This window comes from Pelodictyon clathratiforme (assembly GCF_982375515.1).
The window spans coordinates 1996982-2011556 of sequence record NZ_OZ455102.1 but is presented as its reverse complement, the minus strand read 5'-3'; the positions used below and the strand labels follow the sequence as shown (position 1 = coordinate 2011556).

General features: G+C 46.3%; 22 protein-coding genes. 16 read left to right on the top strand and 6 right to left on the bottom strand.

Features of this window, described 5'->3' with window-relative positions; all coding sequences use genetic code 11:
- Window positions 1-215: 215 nt before the first annotated feature.
- Window positions 216-482: a hypothetical protein gene (locus tag AC56AD_RS09760; RefSeq protein ID WP_012508632.1), complete on the top strand. Its 267-nt coding sequence runs from the start codon at window positions 216-218 to the stop codon at window positions 480-482.
- 25 nt (window positions 483-507) lie between these two features.
- Here the strand turns inward: AC56AD_RS09760 and AC56AD_RS09755 are convergent, their stop codons facing one another.
- From AC56AD_RS09755 to AC56AD_RS09745, 3 genes are all read right to left on the bottom strand, one after another.
- Window positions 508-783: a helix-turn-helix domain-containing protein gene (locus tag AC56AD_RS09755; RefSeq protein WP_012508631.1), complete on the bottom strand. Its 276-nt coding sequence runs from the start codon at window positions 781-783 to the stop codon at window positions 508-510.
- 49 nt (window positions 784-832) lie between these two features.
- The gene (locus tag AC56AD_RS09750; protein ID WP_397234044.1) at window positions 833-904 is read right to left on the bottom strand and encodes a hypothetical protein; all 72 of its coding nucleotides are present in this window, start codon (window positions 902-904) and stop codon (window positions 833-835) included.
- 66 nt (window positions 905-970) lie between these two features.
- Entirely contained in the window at window positions 971-1129 is a 159-nt protein-coding gene (locus tag AC56AD_RS09745) for a hypothetical protein (protein WP_273278610.1), read from the bottom strand.
- A 302-nt stretch (window positions 1130-1431) separates the two neighbouring features.
- Here AC56AD_RS09745 and AC56AD_RS09740 point away from each other — a divergent pair, with 302 nt between their 5' ends.
- The 12 genes from AC56AD_RS09740 (at window position 1432) to AC56AD_RS09685 (ending at window position 8922) form a co-directional block, all read left to right on the top strand.
- Window positions 1432-1779 (top strand): type I restriction-modification system subunit M N-terminal domain-containing protein, encoded by a 348-nt coding sequence (locus tag AC56AD_RS09740; protein ID WP_041526513.1) that lies wholly within the window; start codon window positions 1432-1434, stop codon window positions 1777-1779.
- Window positions 1780-2018: 239 nt separating this feature from the next.
- Complete coding sequence (locus AC56AD_RS09735; RefSeq protein ID WP_083765323.1) at window positions 2019-2234, top strand: PD-(D/E)XK nuclease family transposase; 216 nt, start codon at window positions 2019-2021, stop codon at window positions 2232-2234.
- Complete coding sequence (locus AC56AD_RS09730) at window positions 2173-2550, top strand: hypothetical protein (RefSeq protein ID WP_223293895.1); 378 nt, start codon at window positions 2173-2175, stop codon at window positions 2548-2550. The genes AC56AD_RS09735 and AC56AD_RS09730 overlap by 62 nt, the downstream gene beginning before the upstream one ends.
- A 171-nt stretch (window positions 2551-2721) precedes the next feature.
- Window positions 2722-2859, top strand: a complete 138-nt coding sequence (locus AC56AD_RS09725; protein WP_190273985.1) for a hypothetical protein — start codon at window positions 2722-2724, stop codon at window positions 2857-2859.
- 221 nt (window positions 2860-3080) lie between these two features.
- On the top strand, window positions 3081-3260 hold the full coding sequence (locus tag AC56AD_RS09720; RefSeq protein ID WP_150085657.1) for a hypothetical protein: 180 nt from the start codon (window positions 3081-3083) through the stop codon (window positions 3258-3260).
- Between the two features lie 155 nt (window positions 3261-3415).
- Window positions 3416-3715 (top strand): BrnT family toxin, encoded by a 300-nt coding sequence (locus AC56AD_RS09715; RefSeq protein WP_012508629.1) that lies wholly within the window; start codon window positions 3416-3418, stop codon window positions 3713-3715.
- Window positions 3690-4010 (top strand): hypothetical protein, encoded by a 321-nt coding sequence (locus AC56AD_RS09710; RefSeq protein ID WP_012508628.1) that lies wholly within the window; start codon window positions 3690-3692, stop codon window positions 4008-4010. Before AC56AD_RS09715 ends, AC56AD_RS09710 begins: the two co-directional genes overlap by 26 nt.
- A 402-nt stretch (window positions 4011-4412) precedes the next feature.
- The gene (locus tag AC56AD_RS09705; RefSeq protein WP_012508627.1) at window positions 4413-4817 is read left to right on the top strand and encodes a type I restriction endonuclease; all 405 of its coding nucleotides are present in this window, start codon (window positions 4413-4415) and stop codon (window positions 4815-4817) included.
- Window positions 4780-4968, top strand: a complete 189-nt coding sequence (locus AC56AD_RS09700; protein WP_150085655.1) for a hypothetical protein — start codon at window positions 4780-4782, stop codon at window positions 4966-4968. Before AC56AD_RS09705 ends, AC56AD_RS09700 begins: the two co-directional genes overlap by 38 nt.
- Before the next feature lie 22 nt (window positions 4969-4990).
- Window positions 4991-5929 carry an aldo/keto reductase gene (locus AC56AD_RS09695; protein WP_012508626.1) on the top strand — a complete coding sequence of 313 codons (939 nt, stop codon included), beginning with the start codon at window positions 4991-4993 and terminating at the stop codon, window positions 5927-5929.
- A 191-nt stretch (window positions 5930-6120) separates the two neighbouring features.
- A protein-coding gene (locus AC56AD_RS09690; RefSeq protein ID WP_150085532.1) for an ISNCY-like element ISPph5 family transposase occupies window positions 6121-7601 on the top strand; the annotation gives its coding sequence in 2 pieces (ribosomal slippage) (window positions 6121-6583 and window positions 6583-7601; 1482 coding nt in all).
- Between the two features lie 298 nt (window positions 7602-7899).
- A complete protein-coding gene (locus AC56AD_RS09685) occupies window positions 7900-8922 on the top strand; it encodes a rod shape-determining protein (RefSeq protein ID WP_012508625.1) in 1023 nt (340 codons plus the stop codon).
- 28 nt (window positions 8923-8950) lie between these two features.
- On the opposite strand, the gene AC56AD_RS09680 is transcribed toward AC56AD_RS09685, so the two are convergent.
- The gene (locus AC56AD_RS09680; protein ID WP_012508624.1) at window positions 8951-10582 is read right to left on the bottom strand and encodes a sigma-54-dependent Fis family transcriptional regulator; all 1632 of its coding nucleotides are present in this window, start codon (window positions 10580-10582) and stop codon (window positions 8951-8953) included.
- 16 nt (window positions 10583-10598) lie between these two features.
- Window positions 10599-11759, bottom strand: a complete 1161-nt coding sequence (nifV, locus tag AC56AD_RS09675; RefSeq protein WP_041526512.1) for a homocitrate synthase — start codon at window positions 11757-11759, stop codon at window positions 10599-10601.
- Between the two features lie 478 nt (window positions 11760-12237).
- On the opposite strand from nifV, the gene AC56AD_RS09670 reads away from it, so the two are divergent.
- From AC56AD_RS09670 to AC56AD_RS09660, 3 genes are read left to right on the top strand one after another with little or no spacing between them, the layout of a single operon-like run.
- Entirely contained in the window at window positions 12238-13080 is an 843-nt protein-coding gene (locus AC56AD_RS09670; protein WP_012508622.1) for an SDR family NAD(P)-dependent oxidoreductase, read from the top strand.
- A 43-nt stretch (window positions 13081-13123) separates the two neighbouring features.
- Window positions 13124-13549, top strand: a complete 426-nt coding sequence (locus tag AC56AD_RS09665; RefSeq protein ID WP_012508621.1) for a type II toxin-antitoxin system RelE/ParE family toxin — start codon at window positions 13124-13126, stop codon at window positions 13547-13549.
- On the top strand, window positions 13546-13860 hold the full coding sequence (locus AC56AD_RS09660; protein WP_012508620.1) for a helix-turn-helix domain-containing protein: 315 nt from the start codon (window positions 13546-13548) through the stop codon (window positions 13858-13860). Before AC56AD_RS09665 ends, AC56AD_RS09660 begins: the two co-directional genes overlap by 4 nt.
- A gap of 141 nt (window positions 13861-14001) precedes the next feature.
- Here AC56AD_RS09660 and AC56AD_RS09655 read toward each other — a convergent pair whose 3' ends face one another.
- Window positions 14002-14187, bottom strand: coding sequence for a hypothetical protein (locus AC56AD_RS09655; protein ID WP_041526510.1), 186 nt, complete (start codon window positions 14185-14187; stop codon window positions 14002-14004).
- Window positions 14188-14575: the final 388 nt, after the last annotated feature.

Genomic DNA, 14575 nt, shown 5'->3' with positions numbered 1-14575 from the left:
AGAATCGAAATCCATTCGACAGTTCTTTAATCGTTGGCATGATGCAGAAATTATTTATTACAGGGACTCTATTGATAACTCCATCGAATAGATTCGCTTTGCTTGTTTAGTTGTATTTTACTGATTTTTTCTGTGAACTGCATAAGCAACGTCAGAATAAAGAGTAAATTGCGACACTATCGCAGCATCCCCCAACCTGCAACAAGAGCCCGATCATGGATGATGATATTGTCTACTCCGCGCTGCCGTCAAAAAGTGACGAAGAGCTTGAGAAGGGCTTTGTAACGGCGATTATTGACCAGCCAAAACTGCTTGACGAGCTGGCCAAACAACTGGTGACGCTGAATCTTGCCATTCCCGGCTTGTATGCTACGGCGCTGAAGTTCATGGGCGGAGATGATGCTGTGGTAGAATCAGTCCCCTTAAAGCAAACGGCTATGAAGCTTCAACGGCTGGGAGCAGTTGTCGCAGCAGATGGGTAAGGGTGAATAGGCGCGCTGTTCCCACTCACTGAATCGAAAGGTTCAGTTTTTTTCCAAGAGCTTCAGTATAGTGCATCAACACTGAAAGTCGTACATCCTGCGAGTGATTTTCAATACGGGAGATCGTGGATTTTTTGGTCTTCATTTTACCAGCAATATCATCCTGTGTTAAACCAACACTCTCACGAGCCTGACGAAGGAGCACCCCTATCTTGAACTGTTCATACCCTTCATCAAACGACTCCGCAAACTCTGGATCAAGAGCTTTTTGCTCATCAATAAATGCCTGTAGCTCATCCATGCCTTTTTCCCTCCTTGTATATATTTTTTCGTTGCTCTGCCAGAGCGATCTATTGATCTGGTGTTTTCTGACTTTTCTTGATGAACCCGTTTGTTAAAATAACGAGGCTACCCTTATCCATAAAACCAAGCAATCTGAATGCGTTGTTGCCGTGTTTTGCTCGAACTTCCCAGATTCCGTCGGTGTTCTAAAGCTTTTTAAAATAATCTTTTGGTACTATCTGAATATCTCTGATTAAAGCAAGTACCCAAAAAACTTTCTGTTTCTCTTTTGCAGACAAGGCACTCAAAAAATCTTTAACAGGACTTTTTCCGGCAGAATTTTTGAAGAAAATTATTTCTCGCATCCGCGATACCCTCAAAAGTTGACTCAATGCCAAAATTAACTGAATATTTTGTAATACCAAGCCATGACATTCAGGCTTTTTTGACGATTTTCATGGCTCATGGGGCTGGATGTTCCGTTTTTATAGACGTTAGAATTGAAAATGACAAGCTGTATTTAACTGTTGTATCCAGCAAATTGCATGGGTAACGCCTTAATAAAAAGTAAATTGTGCCATTACAACAGCATATCTTAACCAGACGACAAGACTCAGATGATGGATGCTTGTATGGATTCCTTTTAACAGATTAACAAAACAACCACTTGTCGCAACTTGAACACATCGAAGCTATAGAAAAGCGCCTCTGGAACGCGGCGGATACCTTGCGGGCGAGCTCAAACTATGCGAGTAACGAGTACTTTCTGCCGGTCATGGGGCTGATTTTTTTGCGCCATGCCTACAGCCGCTTTCTGGCAGTGCGGGAGGGGCTCGAAGCTGCTCTGCCCACTCGCGGGGGCAAAACCCGTCCGCTCTCCAAGGAGGATTTTTCCGGCAAGAGCGCCATCTACCTGAAACCGGAAGCGCAGTTTGACTATTTGGCATCGCTGAAGGAGGGTGAGAGTCGGGTACATCAATCTGCTGTGTTTGCTGCCCAAAGAAGAGTATTATGAACTGGTGCATCATAAAAATAGTGGTCATTACGCTAAAACGGTGACCTGTTCTCAAAAAAACACAAGGGTTTCCTTTCAGATACACGAACTATCTTCAGAATATTTCTTTAAAGCCCAAAAACGCCAGGCACAAACTGACAACAGAGGACCATCATGCGGACACTTCTGAAATTGCATAACATCAACCCATCACCAGACATGGAACTGGAGTTTGATGAGCGGCTGAACCGGATAGAACCATATGCAAAATAAATCCCCGCGTCGATTTCGCCTTTAAAAAGCTTTTTGGCAGCGAAGAGAATAAGGATCTGCTCATCTCCCTCATTAACGCCATTGTCTCCGAAGAGGATCAGGTGGTGGAGATTGAGCTGAAAAAGTTCAATAAACTGCACCATGAAATTAGCAGTACACTTGATCGCTGGACGACCTTTTTTTATGACAGCGCATCAGCTTGACCGGGAGCATACGCCCAAAGAGCTGGCCATCGACAAAAATATAGTGAAAGCTATTACAGCCATAGATCGCATGTTTGATGAAGAGGAGCGTCAGGTATATGAAGTTCGCAAGCAATCATTGGTGGAAGCAGAAAGTAAAATTGCCTCGGCACTGGAAAAGGGCATGGAAAAAGGGAGAGAGGAAGGAGTCAATGCAGCATCAAAGGCCATTGTATTGAATATGGCAGGTAAGGGTATTGATATGAACACGATAGCCGACTTTACAGGGCTAAACATGTTAGTTATTACAGTATTTTTACTTTGCATGAATGATTGATGATGCAATAAAGCAGAATGCGTGGTAATCCACTTCCCGGGATACTGTCTGCTCCGCGTTGCCGTCAAAAAGTGACGAATAGCCTGAAAAAGGCTTTGTAACGCTCCTTGTTGAGCTGCGAACTCTGGTTCCTCAACCGCGCCCGCCCGCCCATCGCCATCAAGAAGAATTTTGAGGAGTTGGGGATACAACAGCATTATTGACCCAATTCTTCAGCAACTGAAAACACTCAGTTTTGAAAATCGTAATCTCAGCAAAGCCCGCGACATTCTCCTCCCGCGCCTGATGAGCGGGGAGGTGGTGGTATGAGCATTGCGCACAATATTATCAAGTTATTGTCGCAATTGGCCCGAATAAAGGGCGTTACGTTCATAACTTGCGTCGATAACTTCTCTGATAGATTATTAAGTGATTAATTAATAATGAGTTATAGTATTTACATTGTTTGTCGAAATGTCAATAGACGGTCAATCCCTTGTCATAAAGCCTGAAACGGATGAAGAGCAATCTGTGTAAAGATTTTATTCTTCTTGAGCCAGTTTCTGGACAGCCAGAGTTACAGCCAGAGTCAACCCCTCATGTCGGGGCCCATGATGAGGCCCATGACCTCATCGCCCTACACCGAAGATTCCCTCGTTCAGCAAACGACGGCAGACTATCTGGAGCAGCAGTTTGGCCAGGAATTTTATCTTCACAAGGTTTATGTCTGATATTCTGATGTATTTTTGGCTGGTTTTTTGATGTGTTGCTATTATTTCGCTACAATGGCGTTACATTATCTTTTTCATAATAAAATAGAGAATTTGTTTGACAGAAATCATAAGCTGTTGCTATCATTAAAATTGAAGACAACAGGTATCCGCTGATGAAATATTTTGATTGGAATGATGATAAAAATGATTTACTCAAAAAAGAGCGAGGTGTCTCATTTGAGCAGGTTGAACTGGCAATAGCTTCCGGAAAACTGCTCGACCGCGTAAGACATCCAAACCAGGAAAAATATCCAAACCAGAAAATTTTTCTGGTAGAGCTTGAAAGTTATGTCTATTCAGTACCGTACATTGAAGATGAAGAAAAAATATTTTTGAAAACGATAATACCAAACAGCAAAGCAACAAAGAGATTTTTTGGAGAAAAAAATGAAAAAAAAGACGAGCTACGTTGATAAAGATGAACAAGAATTAGCGGAATCACTTGAAACGGAAAACTGGATTTCCGATCTTGACGCTAAAGAAAAAAATCAATATGAAAAGACTGCCCTCTATAGCCTGAACACACAAAAACAAATCAACATAACAATGAGTGAGCGCGATTTAATGAAAATTCGTGCCAAGGCGGTCGAAGAAGGTATTCCATATCAATCTTTTATATCAATGCTGATTCATAAGTACAATGAAGGAAAACTATCAATCACAAGCCCGACAAAAAAAGGAAAAAGACGCGGGATAAACGCAGTTTGATGTTCAATTTGTCTTGTATCGCGCTCTGCTGATTGAGTTTGCCAGCTTTCGAACACATTGAACTGCTCAAAAACTTCTGGTAGCAAGTCATATTGTTCTGTGGGTGAGTATCACCACCTGACCAAACTTCAGATTTTGTTTTAAAGTGTTTTACAATGTTGACGTTGTTTGTCGAAATATCAATACAGTGCAATCGTCGACCTCTTCTTCCATCCTTGATGAAAACCCTTTTCTTAAAGGATAAAAGGCATTCCACTCTTTTTCAATACCTTATGAGCTACGCAATCCTGGCGTAAACGATAAAGGTATGGTGCTTTATTCGTTCAGATACGTTAATTTAGGGTTAAACGTGCCAGCAAGAGTAATCACTGAAAAGGTGGCGACATTGCAATCGCAGAGCCTATGACCCCATCACCCTACACCGAAGACTCCCTTGTTCAACAGACGACGGCGGACTATCTTGAGCAGCAATTGCGCTGGGAGTCAGTCTATGCCTGTAACCGGGAGGATTTTGGCCCTGAAAGTATCCTGGGGCGCAAGGATGACCGGGAGGTGGTGCTGACGCGCATGTTACGGGCAAAGCTGACTGAGCTGAATCCGGGGCTGCCTGATACGGCTTATGACGATGCGCTGCGCCAGATTGTGACAACGACGGCGACGCAGACGCTGCTGGCGACGAACCTGGAGAAGTACACGCTCTTCCGCGACGGGGTGCTGGTCACCTTCCAGTATGAAAAGGGGGAGCGCCTGAAGCAGCGGTTGCGGGTGTTTGACTTTGATTCGCGATGCGGTTCGCACGGCAATTGAGGATTTTCTTTGGAGTGATGCTACAGGTTTGTCGGTGGAGTTTTATACAGAAGAGGAGGTAAAGGAGAGGTCAGAGGAGATTTTCCGTCACGTCTCTCGTGCTTACCCGACCATTCCGTCACCATTTTATGAAAAAACAGTGGCGGCATAATTTTAAACAAGTTGAAACGATGATGCAGAAAAAACAGTTAGGCAATACGGATATGCAGATCACCCCGATCGGTTTTGGCAGTTGGGCAATCGGGGGTGCTGATTGGGCCTATGGATGGGGTGCACAGGATGATGGCGATGCGATAACGGCCATTGAGCGTGCGGTTGAGCTTGGTATCAACTGGATTGATACGGCGGCGGTTTATGGGCTTGGCCATTCGGAGGAGCTGGTAGCGAAGGCTCTGGCTGGTATGAAGCAGAAGCCCTATATTTTTACCAAGTGCTCATTGGTCTGGAATGCTGAGCGTCAGGTTGGCAATAGTCTCAAGGCTGATTCGATACGGCGCGAGTGTGAGGCGAGTCTGAAACGGCTGCAGGTTGATGCTCTTGATCTTTACCAGATTCACTGGCCGAACCCTGAAGGTGATCTTGAAGAGGGCTGGCAGGAGATGGCTCGTCTGAAGGAGGAGGGGTTGGTTCGTCATATCGGGGTTTCGAATTTCACTGTTGAGCAACTGCGCCGGGTTATCCCGATTGCACCTGTTGCCTCTCTGCAGCCGCCCTATTCGATGTTGCGGCCTGCAGTTGAAAAGGAGATTCTGCCGTTTTGTCTGGAGCAGAATATCGGTGTGATTGTCTATTCTCCGATGCTTTCGGGCATGTTGACAGGCGCTATGAGTCGTGAACGGGCAGCCAATTTTTCTGCAGATGACTGGCGTCGTCAGAACAAGGAGTTTCAGGAGCCGAGGCTTTCTGCCAATCTTGAACTTGTTGAGTTGCTCAAGCGGATTGGTGCGCCACATGGATGCTCTGCCGGGGAGGTTGCTATTTCCTGGACTTTGCGTAACCCGGCGGTAACTGGCGCAATCGTTGGCGGGCGCAATGCTGCCCAGGTTGAGGGGACTATCGGAGCAGGGGAGTTCAGGCTCAGCGGAGAGGAGATTGATGCTATCGGTAAGTAGTGGATGAACGAAAAACTGTTATGATATTATAAAATAATAGTTTATATTGTTATTTCATGGTCAAAGATATTTGACGGACCCTGAGCTAAAGCGTAATAATACCCCATTAGAAGCATTTTTGATAGAGAAAAGGTGTTGCAGGGTGCCCTCAAAGAGAAACAGACTCCAAACTTCGTTTTTTGAAATCCACTATGCGTAGCGTCATCAACCACCAAATGATGTTCGGTCGTACCGATATTTCTGCCATTGTTTTCGATCCGAAATCACGAGATGATATCCCAAAAATCTTGAGGGGCCTTCAGGGCATCTACACCGACGAGGAGTTGCGCAAGCGTGTTTTTGCCATCCTCGAAGAGGTTCGTCCTGAACGGAAAAAAGGAGAAGGAAAAGCTGACCCAAACACAGGGCGTCCCGGTATGGAGCAATGGGCAATTTTGGTACTGGGTGTCGTTCGACTGGGAATCAACGCTGATTACGATCGGCTTCATGAATTGGTCAATCACCACGATACGCTTCGCCAGATGCTTGGTCACAACGATTGGACTGATAAAACATCTTATGAACTCCAGACCATCAAAGATAATGTCCGACTGTTTACCCCCGAATTGCTTGATCGAATCAACCAGGAAATTGTCCGTGCAGGTCATACGTTAGTAAAAAAAAAGAGGAAGAAAATTTCCCTTTAATGGCCCGAGGTGATTCGTTTGTGGTGGAAACCAACGTTCACTTTCCTGCTGATACAAGCCAGTTGTTCGATGCCATTCGCAAAGCCATTGAGGTCTGTGCGAAATGGTCTTTTGATGAAGGATTAAGTCAATGGCGCCAATACGATCATAACATCCGGCATATCAAAAGAATGCGTCGTATTGTGCAACAGCTCAAGCACTCGACATCAAAAAAGCCGGAAAAGAAAGCTCTCAAAGATCAACAAATAAAGCAAGCACTCCTCGATTACCTTGCGGCAGTCGATTATCAGTTACAACGGGCAGTGCGTACCGGCGCAGAACTGGGTGGCTTAAATCCGTTGCGGCTCAGCCAGCTTAACGGCTATATTGCTCATGCTGAGGTACAAATGGGGCAAATTCGTCGTCGGATAAATGACGAGGTTATTCCGCATGCGGAGAAAGTCTTTTCAATTTTTCAGCCACACACCGAGTGGATCAGTAAAGGCAAGGCGGGAGTGCCGGTTGAGTTGGGATTACGGGTCTGTATTATCGAAGATCAGTATCGTTTTATCCTGCATCATCAGGTCATGGAAAAAGTTGTCGATAGCGACATCGCAGTGTCCATTATCGAAGAGACCAAGCAACGTTTTCCAAACTTGCGATCGATCAGCTACGACAAAGGCTTTCATAGCCCGGATAACCAACGCGACCTGAAAGCGCTTCTTGAAAAAGTTGTTATGCCGAAAAAAGGCAAGCTCTCAAAAATCGACAAAGCTCATGAATCCGAGCCGGAATTCAGGAGACTGCGACGGCAGCATTCGGCAGTTGAATCAGCAATCAACGCACTTGAGGTTCACGGCTTGGATATATGCCCTGATGATGGCATCAAAGGATTCAATCGCTATGTTGCCCTTGCAGTGCTGGCTCGCAACATTCATCGTTATGGAGCACTCTTGTACAAGCAGGATGCGAAGCGACATCGAGGGCCCTACAAAAAAGCTGCCTGAGTTCTCTCCCCAAAAAAAGAGTTTTTTACCAATTCGCAGGGAGAGATCCGTTCGTTATGACGCTTCCTGGAGCAAAATTCGGTAGTTTACCCATGGCGTGTCACGATCAGCACAAAAACGCCTTTTGTTGATCATTAAAAATGGTTTTTAATCCGGCGGGAGGTTGTCAAATTTTCAAAAAACAGGGGTTTTCTTTCTGGCACTAAGTATATTGCTGATATGCCGAAATAGGTTGGAAGAGCAGTTTGGTTATTGGTAGTGTTATCGTTTTTGTAAACAACAAGCAAGATGTTTGGCTATGTCGTTTTTCAGCAGTTTGTACAGGGATATTGCTATTGATTTTGGAACAACGAACACGTTGATTTATGTCCGGGGGCTTGGTATTGTGTTGAATGAGCCCTCAATTGTTGCCCGTGATTGTAATACCGGTCAGGTACTGGCCATCGGGCAGGAAGCGCTTGTTATGCATGATAAACTGCATCCCGGTATTGTTACGGTCCGACCGCTTTTTAATGGTGCCATTGGTGACTATCAGGCTATGCAGGAGTTGATCAAAGGGCTGATCAATAAAACGAAAATGCGCTTTTCCCTGGGTATTCGCCATTTGGTTATCAGTATTCCTTCGGGTATCACGCCAGTGGAAAAGAGGGCGGTACGCGATTTTGCCCAGCATGTTGGTGCAAAAAAATTTTATATGGTTACCAATCCCATGGCGGCGGCTATTGGTATCGGGCTTGAGGTCAGGGAGGCAATAGGCAATATGGTGGTTGATATCGGGGGTGGAACATCGGAAATCGCTGTTATTTCACTGAGCGGTATCGCTTCCGGTGAATGCCTGAAGGTGGCTGGCGCAGATATTACTGAATTGATTATTCGTCATCTTCGCCAGGAGTACAATATAGCGGTTGGTGAGTCAACAGCCGAAAGGATCAAAATAACCCTTGCCTCGGCATACAAGGAGGAAAAGGAGACCAGCATGGAAATCAGGGGTATCAATGTTGAGTCCGGGCTTCCCGAAGTACGGATGATCGGTTCTGGTTCTATCAGGAATGTTATTGCCATTCCGATTGGCCAGATCATCTCGTCGATTAAAAAATGTCTTGAGGCATTGGTGATCAAGCCGGAACTGTCGGTGGATATTTTTGATCATGGTTTGTTTCTTGTCGGTGGAGGAGCGCTGATAAAGGGTATTGACAAAAAAATCCAGGAGGAGACCAACGTTCCTGTGCATATCAGTGAGGACCCCCAGACGGTTGTGGCAAAGGGTGCGGGCGAGATTCTTGAAAACCTTCGAAAGTATAGAGGCCTTTATACCAACTGACGTTTGCTCCCCGCCCTCCTGTTTTGGGTCAGGGACGAAATTTGCGGTAGTCGATATCGAATTTTTTTATGCGAAGCCCCATGATTCGGTCTGAAAGGCCAAGTTGCACGGCCGCACGAGACATGTTTCCCTGTGTGCGTTTGAGTGCCTCCATGATCATCTCTTTTTCTATTGCATCAAGTTTCTGCTGCAGCGATCCGGTATAGGGCGTTCCGCTCGATTCGGCAGTCTGGAGTGTCGGCGGCAGATGATAGCCGTGAATGACGTTATCTTCGCTCAGGATGACCGCCCGTTCCATACAGTTCTGCAGTTCCCTGACGTTACCTGGCCAGTGATAGCGCATCAGCATGTCGATCGATGTTGTCGAAATTCGCCTGATTCCTTTATGGTTAGCGGCATTGAATTTTTCGACAAAATAGTCGGCCAGCAGCAAGATGTCGGTTTTGCGTTCGCGCAGCGGGGGAACGGTTATGGGAAAAATGTTGAGCCGGTAATAGAGATCTTCGCGGAAAAGTCCGCCTCGTATCAACTCTTCAAGATTGCGGTTTGTTGCGGCAATGACCCGTACATCAACCTTGATGGTTTTTGATCCTCCTACCCGCTCAAACTCTTTTTCCTGTATGATTCTGAGCAGTTTTGCCTGCACTGCAAGACTGAGTTCGCCCACTTCATCAAGAAAGATGGTGCCGGTATGGGCAAGTTCAAATCTCCCCTGTCGGGTAGCCGAGGCTCCCGTGAAAGCCCCTTTTTCATGTCCGAAGAGTTCGCTTTCAACAATGCTTTCAGGCAATGCTGCACAGTTGAACTTGATGAATGGGTTCTCGTTTCGATGGCTTTTAAAGTGAATGGCACCTGCCACCAGCTCTTTTCCAACGCCGCTCTCTCCGAGCACAAGGGTGGTTGCGTTGGTTTTTGCGATCTTGTCGATCATTTTGTAGAGCGAGATCATCGGTTTTGTGTTGCCGATAATATTTGCCGGGCGTTCGGCCTCTGAAATTTTCTCATCATCTCCCTTTTCTTCTTGATAGAGCTGTCTTGAAGGTTTTTCCAGGATGGTTGTTTGCAGAGATTTTTTTTCGCTCTCTTCATGTGCAAGTTGTTTTATACGAACAGCTTGTGAAATCATGGATGCGATAATGGAGAGCTGGTCGACATAGTGCTGAAGCATATCGGTGCGCTGTTCTCCCCCTTTGCCTGTTTTTGAGGGCTTGTCTGCCGCTCCGGGTTCCAGTTGACGGTCTGCACTCAGGGTACCGATGATTTCCGTGCCCGCCTTGATGGGAATGCAGATAAAACAGAGACTCTCTTTTTTTACCTTGCTTCGAGATCGGGTTCGGTCGAGAAAGAGCGGTTCGTTGTCAATAGAGGGAACAATGACCGCTTTGCCGGTTTTAACGACATGGCCGATAACTCCTTCGCCGATCTGGTAACGTCCTCTCTCCTTCTCTTTTTCCGTAAGCCCAAATGATTCGTTAATGACAATTTCACCGCTGTCGCGGTTAAGAATGGTGATCATGCCCCTGAGCATGTTCATGTTTTCAGACATGATGAAAAGAACAAGCCGCAATACCTTATTGATATCATTTTCATGGGTTATGGTCCTGCTGACTTCAGCAAGCAGGCTGATGATGCTATGATCCTGTTCCTGTGCGATGAGCATGATGCTTGCAATATGATTATCCGTGTTTCACCAAGAGTGTGTTGTAGATGTGTTCAAGCTCATCGGGCTGCAATGCCCGTTTTTTTTCAGTGGCGGTTGTACGAACAAGAGCAAGCAGATGGTTTGCTTCGCCTCTTGTCATGGTGATGCCCTTGCCTGAAAAATAGTGCTGCAGCGACGCGCTTCCCGAATGTTTTCCGATCACTATCTCATGCCCGTTACGGCCAACCTGATCTGGAAGAAATGGTTGGTAGGAGAGCGGATGTTTCAGCAACGCTGCACAGTGAATACCTGATTCATGCTGGAATGCCGATTTGCCTACAACGGGTTTTTGATCTACGATCTCTCTTCCGGATGCTTTGCTTACTGCTGTGCAGAGCGATGAGAGCTTTCTGGTATCAATGCTTGTTTCATATTTTCCTGAGAGCTTCAGGGCTATGGCAAGCTCTTCGAGCGCAGCATTCCCCGCTCGCTCACCAAGTCCGGTAACGGAAACACTGACCGCCTGGCATCCCGCTTCAAGGGCAGTATAAGCATTGGCTGTTGCCATACCGAGATCATTATGGGCATGAAATTCAAGCGCCGCATGGCTTACTGATTTCAGGCGGTGTATCAGCCCGATCAGGGATGTTGGTGTTGCGATACCGACCGTATCGGCAACTCTTACCCTGTCCGCGCCACATGCTTCAGCATCAAGCACAAAGCTTTCGAGCAGTTCAGCATCTGCCCTTGTGGCATCCTGTGCCCCAACGCTCACATAACTAAAATATTTTTTTGCCCGTGGAACAAGTTCCTGCAACTGTTGCTGTACCCATACATAATCCCTTCCCATAAGCTCCAGATACATCGCCGAAACAGGAAAGCTGATGTGAACCGCTTCGGTCCCGCAGGTACAGGCATCCTCAATATCCTGCCATTTTGCCCGAGCCCAACTGGTCAGGCGTACCGGCAGGTTCAGTGTAACGATTTTCTGTATGCTCTTGCGTTCATCATGACTGATGGCTGGGTATCCGACTTCAAGTTCATTGACTCCCGCATCAGCAAGCAGAGAGGCAATGTCAATTTTTTCCGTATTGCTGAAGACAACACCGGGAGCCTGTTCGCCATCTCTAAGTGTTGTGTCGATAATCCAGGGCCTGATCATGGAATGAGAAGATGTTCTGCTGTCTATACGCATATCCTGGAGGTTTCTTCAGTGAACAAAACATGGTATCGAGATCATAATTCGATATTTTTTATTTAGCCTTTAACTGCATATTTCCTGAATATATTAGGCCAATCGCAACAAATATAATAAAAATTAATACATTTTTGTGCTATTTTGTGGTTGATTCAGAAAAATATCCTGCTCATGCATTTTTGGTTGCAGAAGCAGATGATATCGTTAACCAGACTCTTCTTCTCCAGAGGGTGAGGCTTTTGAGTTATGGGGCTGGGGCGACCATACGATCCGGCTTGTAGGTGCAGTTCAGTTTTCTTGCAAGAGACGTGACAGGCGATTGCATAGGGCAACAGGGGGGGATGGAAGCCGGGCAGCTCTCTGCTTTTCTGTCCTGTTTGCAAGTTATGGAAATCTGTACTAACATACCTAATATTTACTGTTATAAGCTTCTCTCCGGGGATGGGTACCGGGGTATCATCAGAATGATCAACTCATGAAGAAATATTGGGAGGGTAAAAGCGCTGTCGTAACCGGAGCAGCTTCCGGCATTGGTTTTGCCCTCGCGAAGGCGCTGATTGTCCGTGGTGTTCAAGTCCGGGTTGCCGATATTGACGCCGACGGCATCAGGCAGGCTGCACGGGTACTTGGCTCGAATGCGCATCCGGTGGTAGTTGATGTGCGCGATGCTTCTGCAGTGCGTGATGTTGTTGAGAGCACAGCAAGAGAATTTGGCAGCATTGATTTTCTCTTTAACAATGCCGGGATCATCATGTCTGGCGAGTTCCATGAATTTGATACAGAACATGTTGATCGTATCATTGACGTCAACATCCGCAGTGTCGTCAACGGTATTGTTGCTGCATACCCGTTGATGATCCGGCAGGGTGGAGGTCATATCGTGAACACGGCATCTCTTGCTGGCCTTGCTCCTTCACCGTTGCTTTCATCTTATGCCATGACAAAACACGCCGTCGTCGGGCTCACAACCAGTCTTCGTTTCGAGGCTGCCCGCTACGGTGTTCGAGTCAGTGCCCTTTGCCCTGCCGCCGTTGATACTCCTCTTCTTGATGCGGGGATGCCGCCTGATCTGCACGAGGTTCCCTGGCGACCAAACGTTCGGCGCTATCTCGAAAGGCTGGCTGGCACACCCTTTCCGCCTGACAAGCTGGCTCATGCTGCCCTGCGCGGTGTGGAGCGCAATCAGGCCCTTATTCTTGTTCCAGCCCGAGCCCGTCTTACAGCCCTGATTTATCGCCTCGCTCCCGGCCTCGTCCATACGTTTGGTCAGCACGTTCTTGCTGCGGAACGAAAAGAGCGTCCACAGGGATCATGTTGAGGCAATCGTTAAATGGTTATAGGTCATATAAAAAAGCTGATAGATGATCTGTCTGCAAAAAAAGTTACTATTTAACGAAACCTTGTCTATCTTTGACTTGAAAAGAAAAGGAGAAATGGACAAACTTTTTGACATCAAATTTTTAGATCAGGCCTTTGATTTTCTCGGCTGCCTTGATAAGAAGCACTACGAAAAAATCCTTTTCAACATACGTAAAGCTCAGACACAACACGATCCTGAACTTTTCAAAAAGCTCAACGACGAAATTTGGGAATTCAGAACGCTTTTTCAAGGAATACACTACCGTTTACTTGCGTTTTGGGACAAGACAAATTCCGAAAACACTCTGGTTATCTCTACGCATGGATTTGTGAAAAAACGCAGTAAAGTGCCTGATAATGAAATTCAAAAGGCGACACAACTACGGGTAAAATATTTTGAAGACAAAGAAAACAGTGAAAGGAGATGAAAACCTACACATTAGACGAAGTTCAGGATAAACTTATTGGCAAACATGGTACCCCGGAGCGGGAGAGGTTTGAGTATGAATTACAAATGGACTTGATTGGGCAAGCCATCAAGCAGACTCGCCAGGAACGCAATTTAACCCAGGAAGCATTGGGCAAACTTATTGGTGTTCAAAAGTCACAGATATCAAGGATTGAAAGTAATGCGAGCAATGTTACCATTGACACCCTGATGCGCGTTTTCAATGCCTTGCAGGCAAAAGTAAAATTTCAGGTTGAGCTGCCACACTGCAAAATCAGTGTAGGCCAGTAACTGCGCCAGACAAATGCAACGGGCCGCAAGCCGTTGCTTGAGATCTGTTCATCCTATTTTGCTCGACACATGAAGGTTTTCGGCTATCCATTGCAGGGTAGCGGTTATTCGGCGAGCTTGAGTGGCAGCGGCGAGCTGATATCAGGCTTCACTCCATTGCTTGTAATCGTGCCAGCTCATGACGGTTACTCCGTTTCGCTCGTATGAGTCGTCACCACCATAGATAAGCCAGGGCTGAAGCGCCTCTTCACCGGCAAATCGTGCGGCTTTTTGGCCTGCACGGATTGAGTCGCTGGTGATGGTCTGGCCTGATTTTATCTGATTCAAAAATTGCTCCCCTCATGGGATGCAAAGCAAGGAGTTCAGATGAACGAATGCCAAGGAGCCAGCAGGGAGAATTGCTGAAAATCGATCAGAATGCATTCTTGAAGTTATACAAATTGCGAATTGAAAGTGCAAATTGTATAACTTTTTTGATGGCTTCATCAGCAAGAAGGGGAGGGCATGGGAGCAACAGATTCCTCGTGTACATGTGCATGTGGGAAAGATGCAGGATAACTGTGCTCATACACCCCCAACCCAAGGATCTCCGGACATTGATTTGCGGTTGTGGTATTCTTCCCGTTTTTCTGTTAAATTTCGCAGGGTCGTCGCCATGGAAAAAATGGCCCTACAGACTCGGTCGTAAAGGGTTAACTTTAATCGGTGTCTTTTT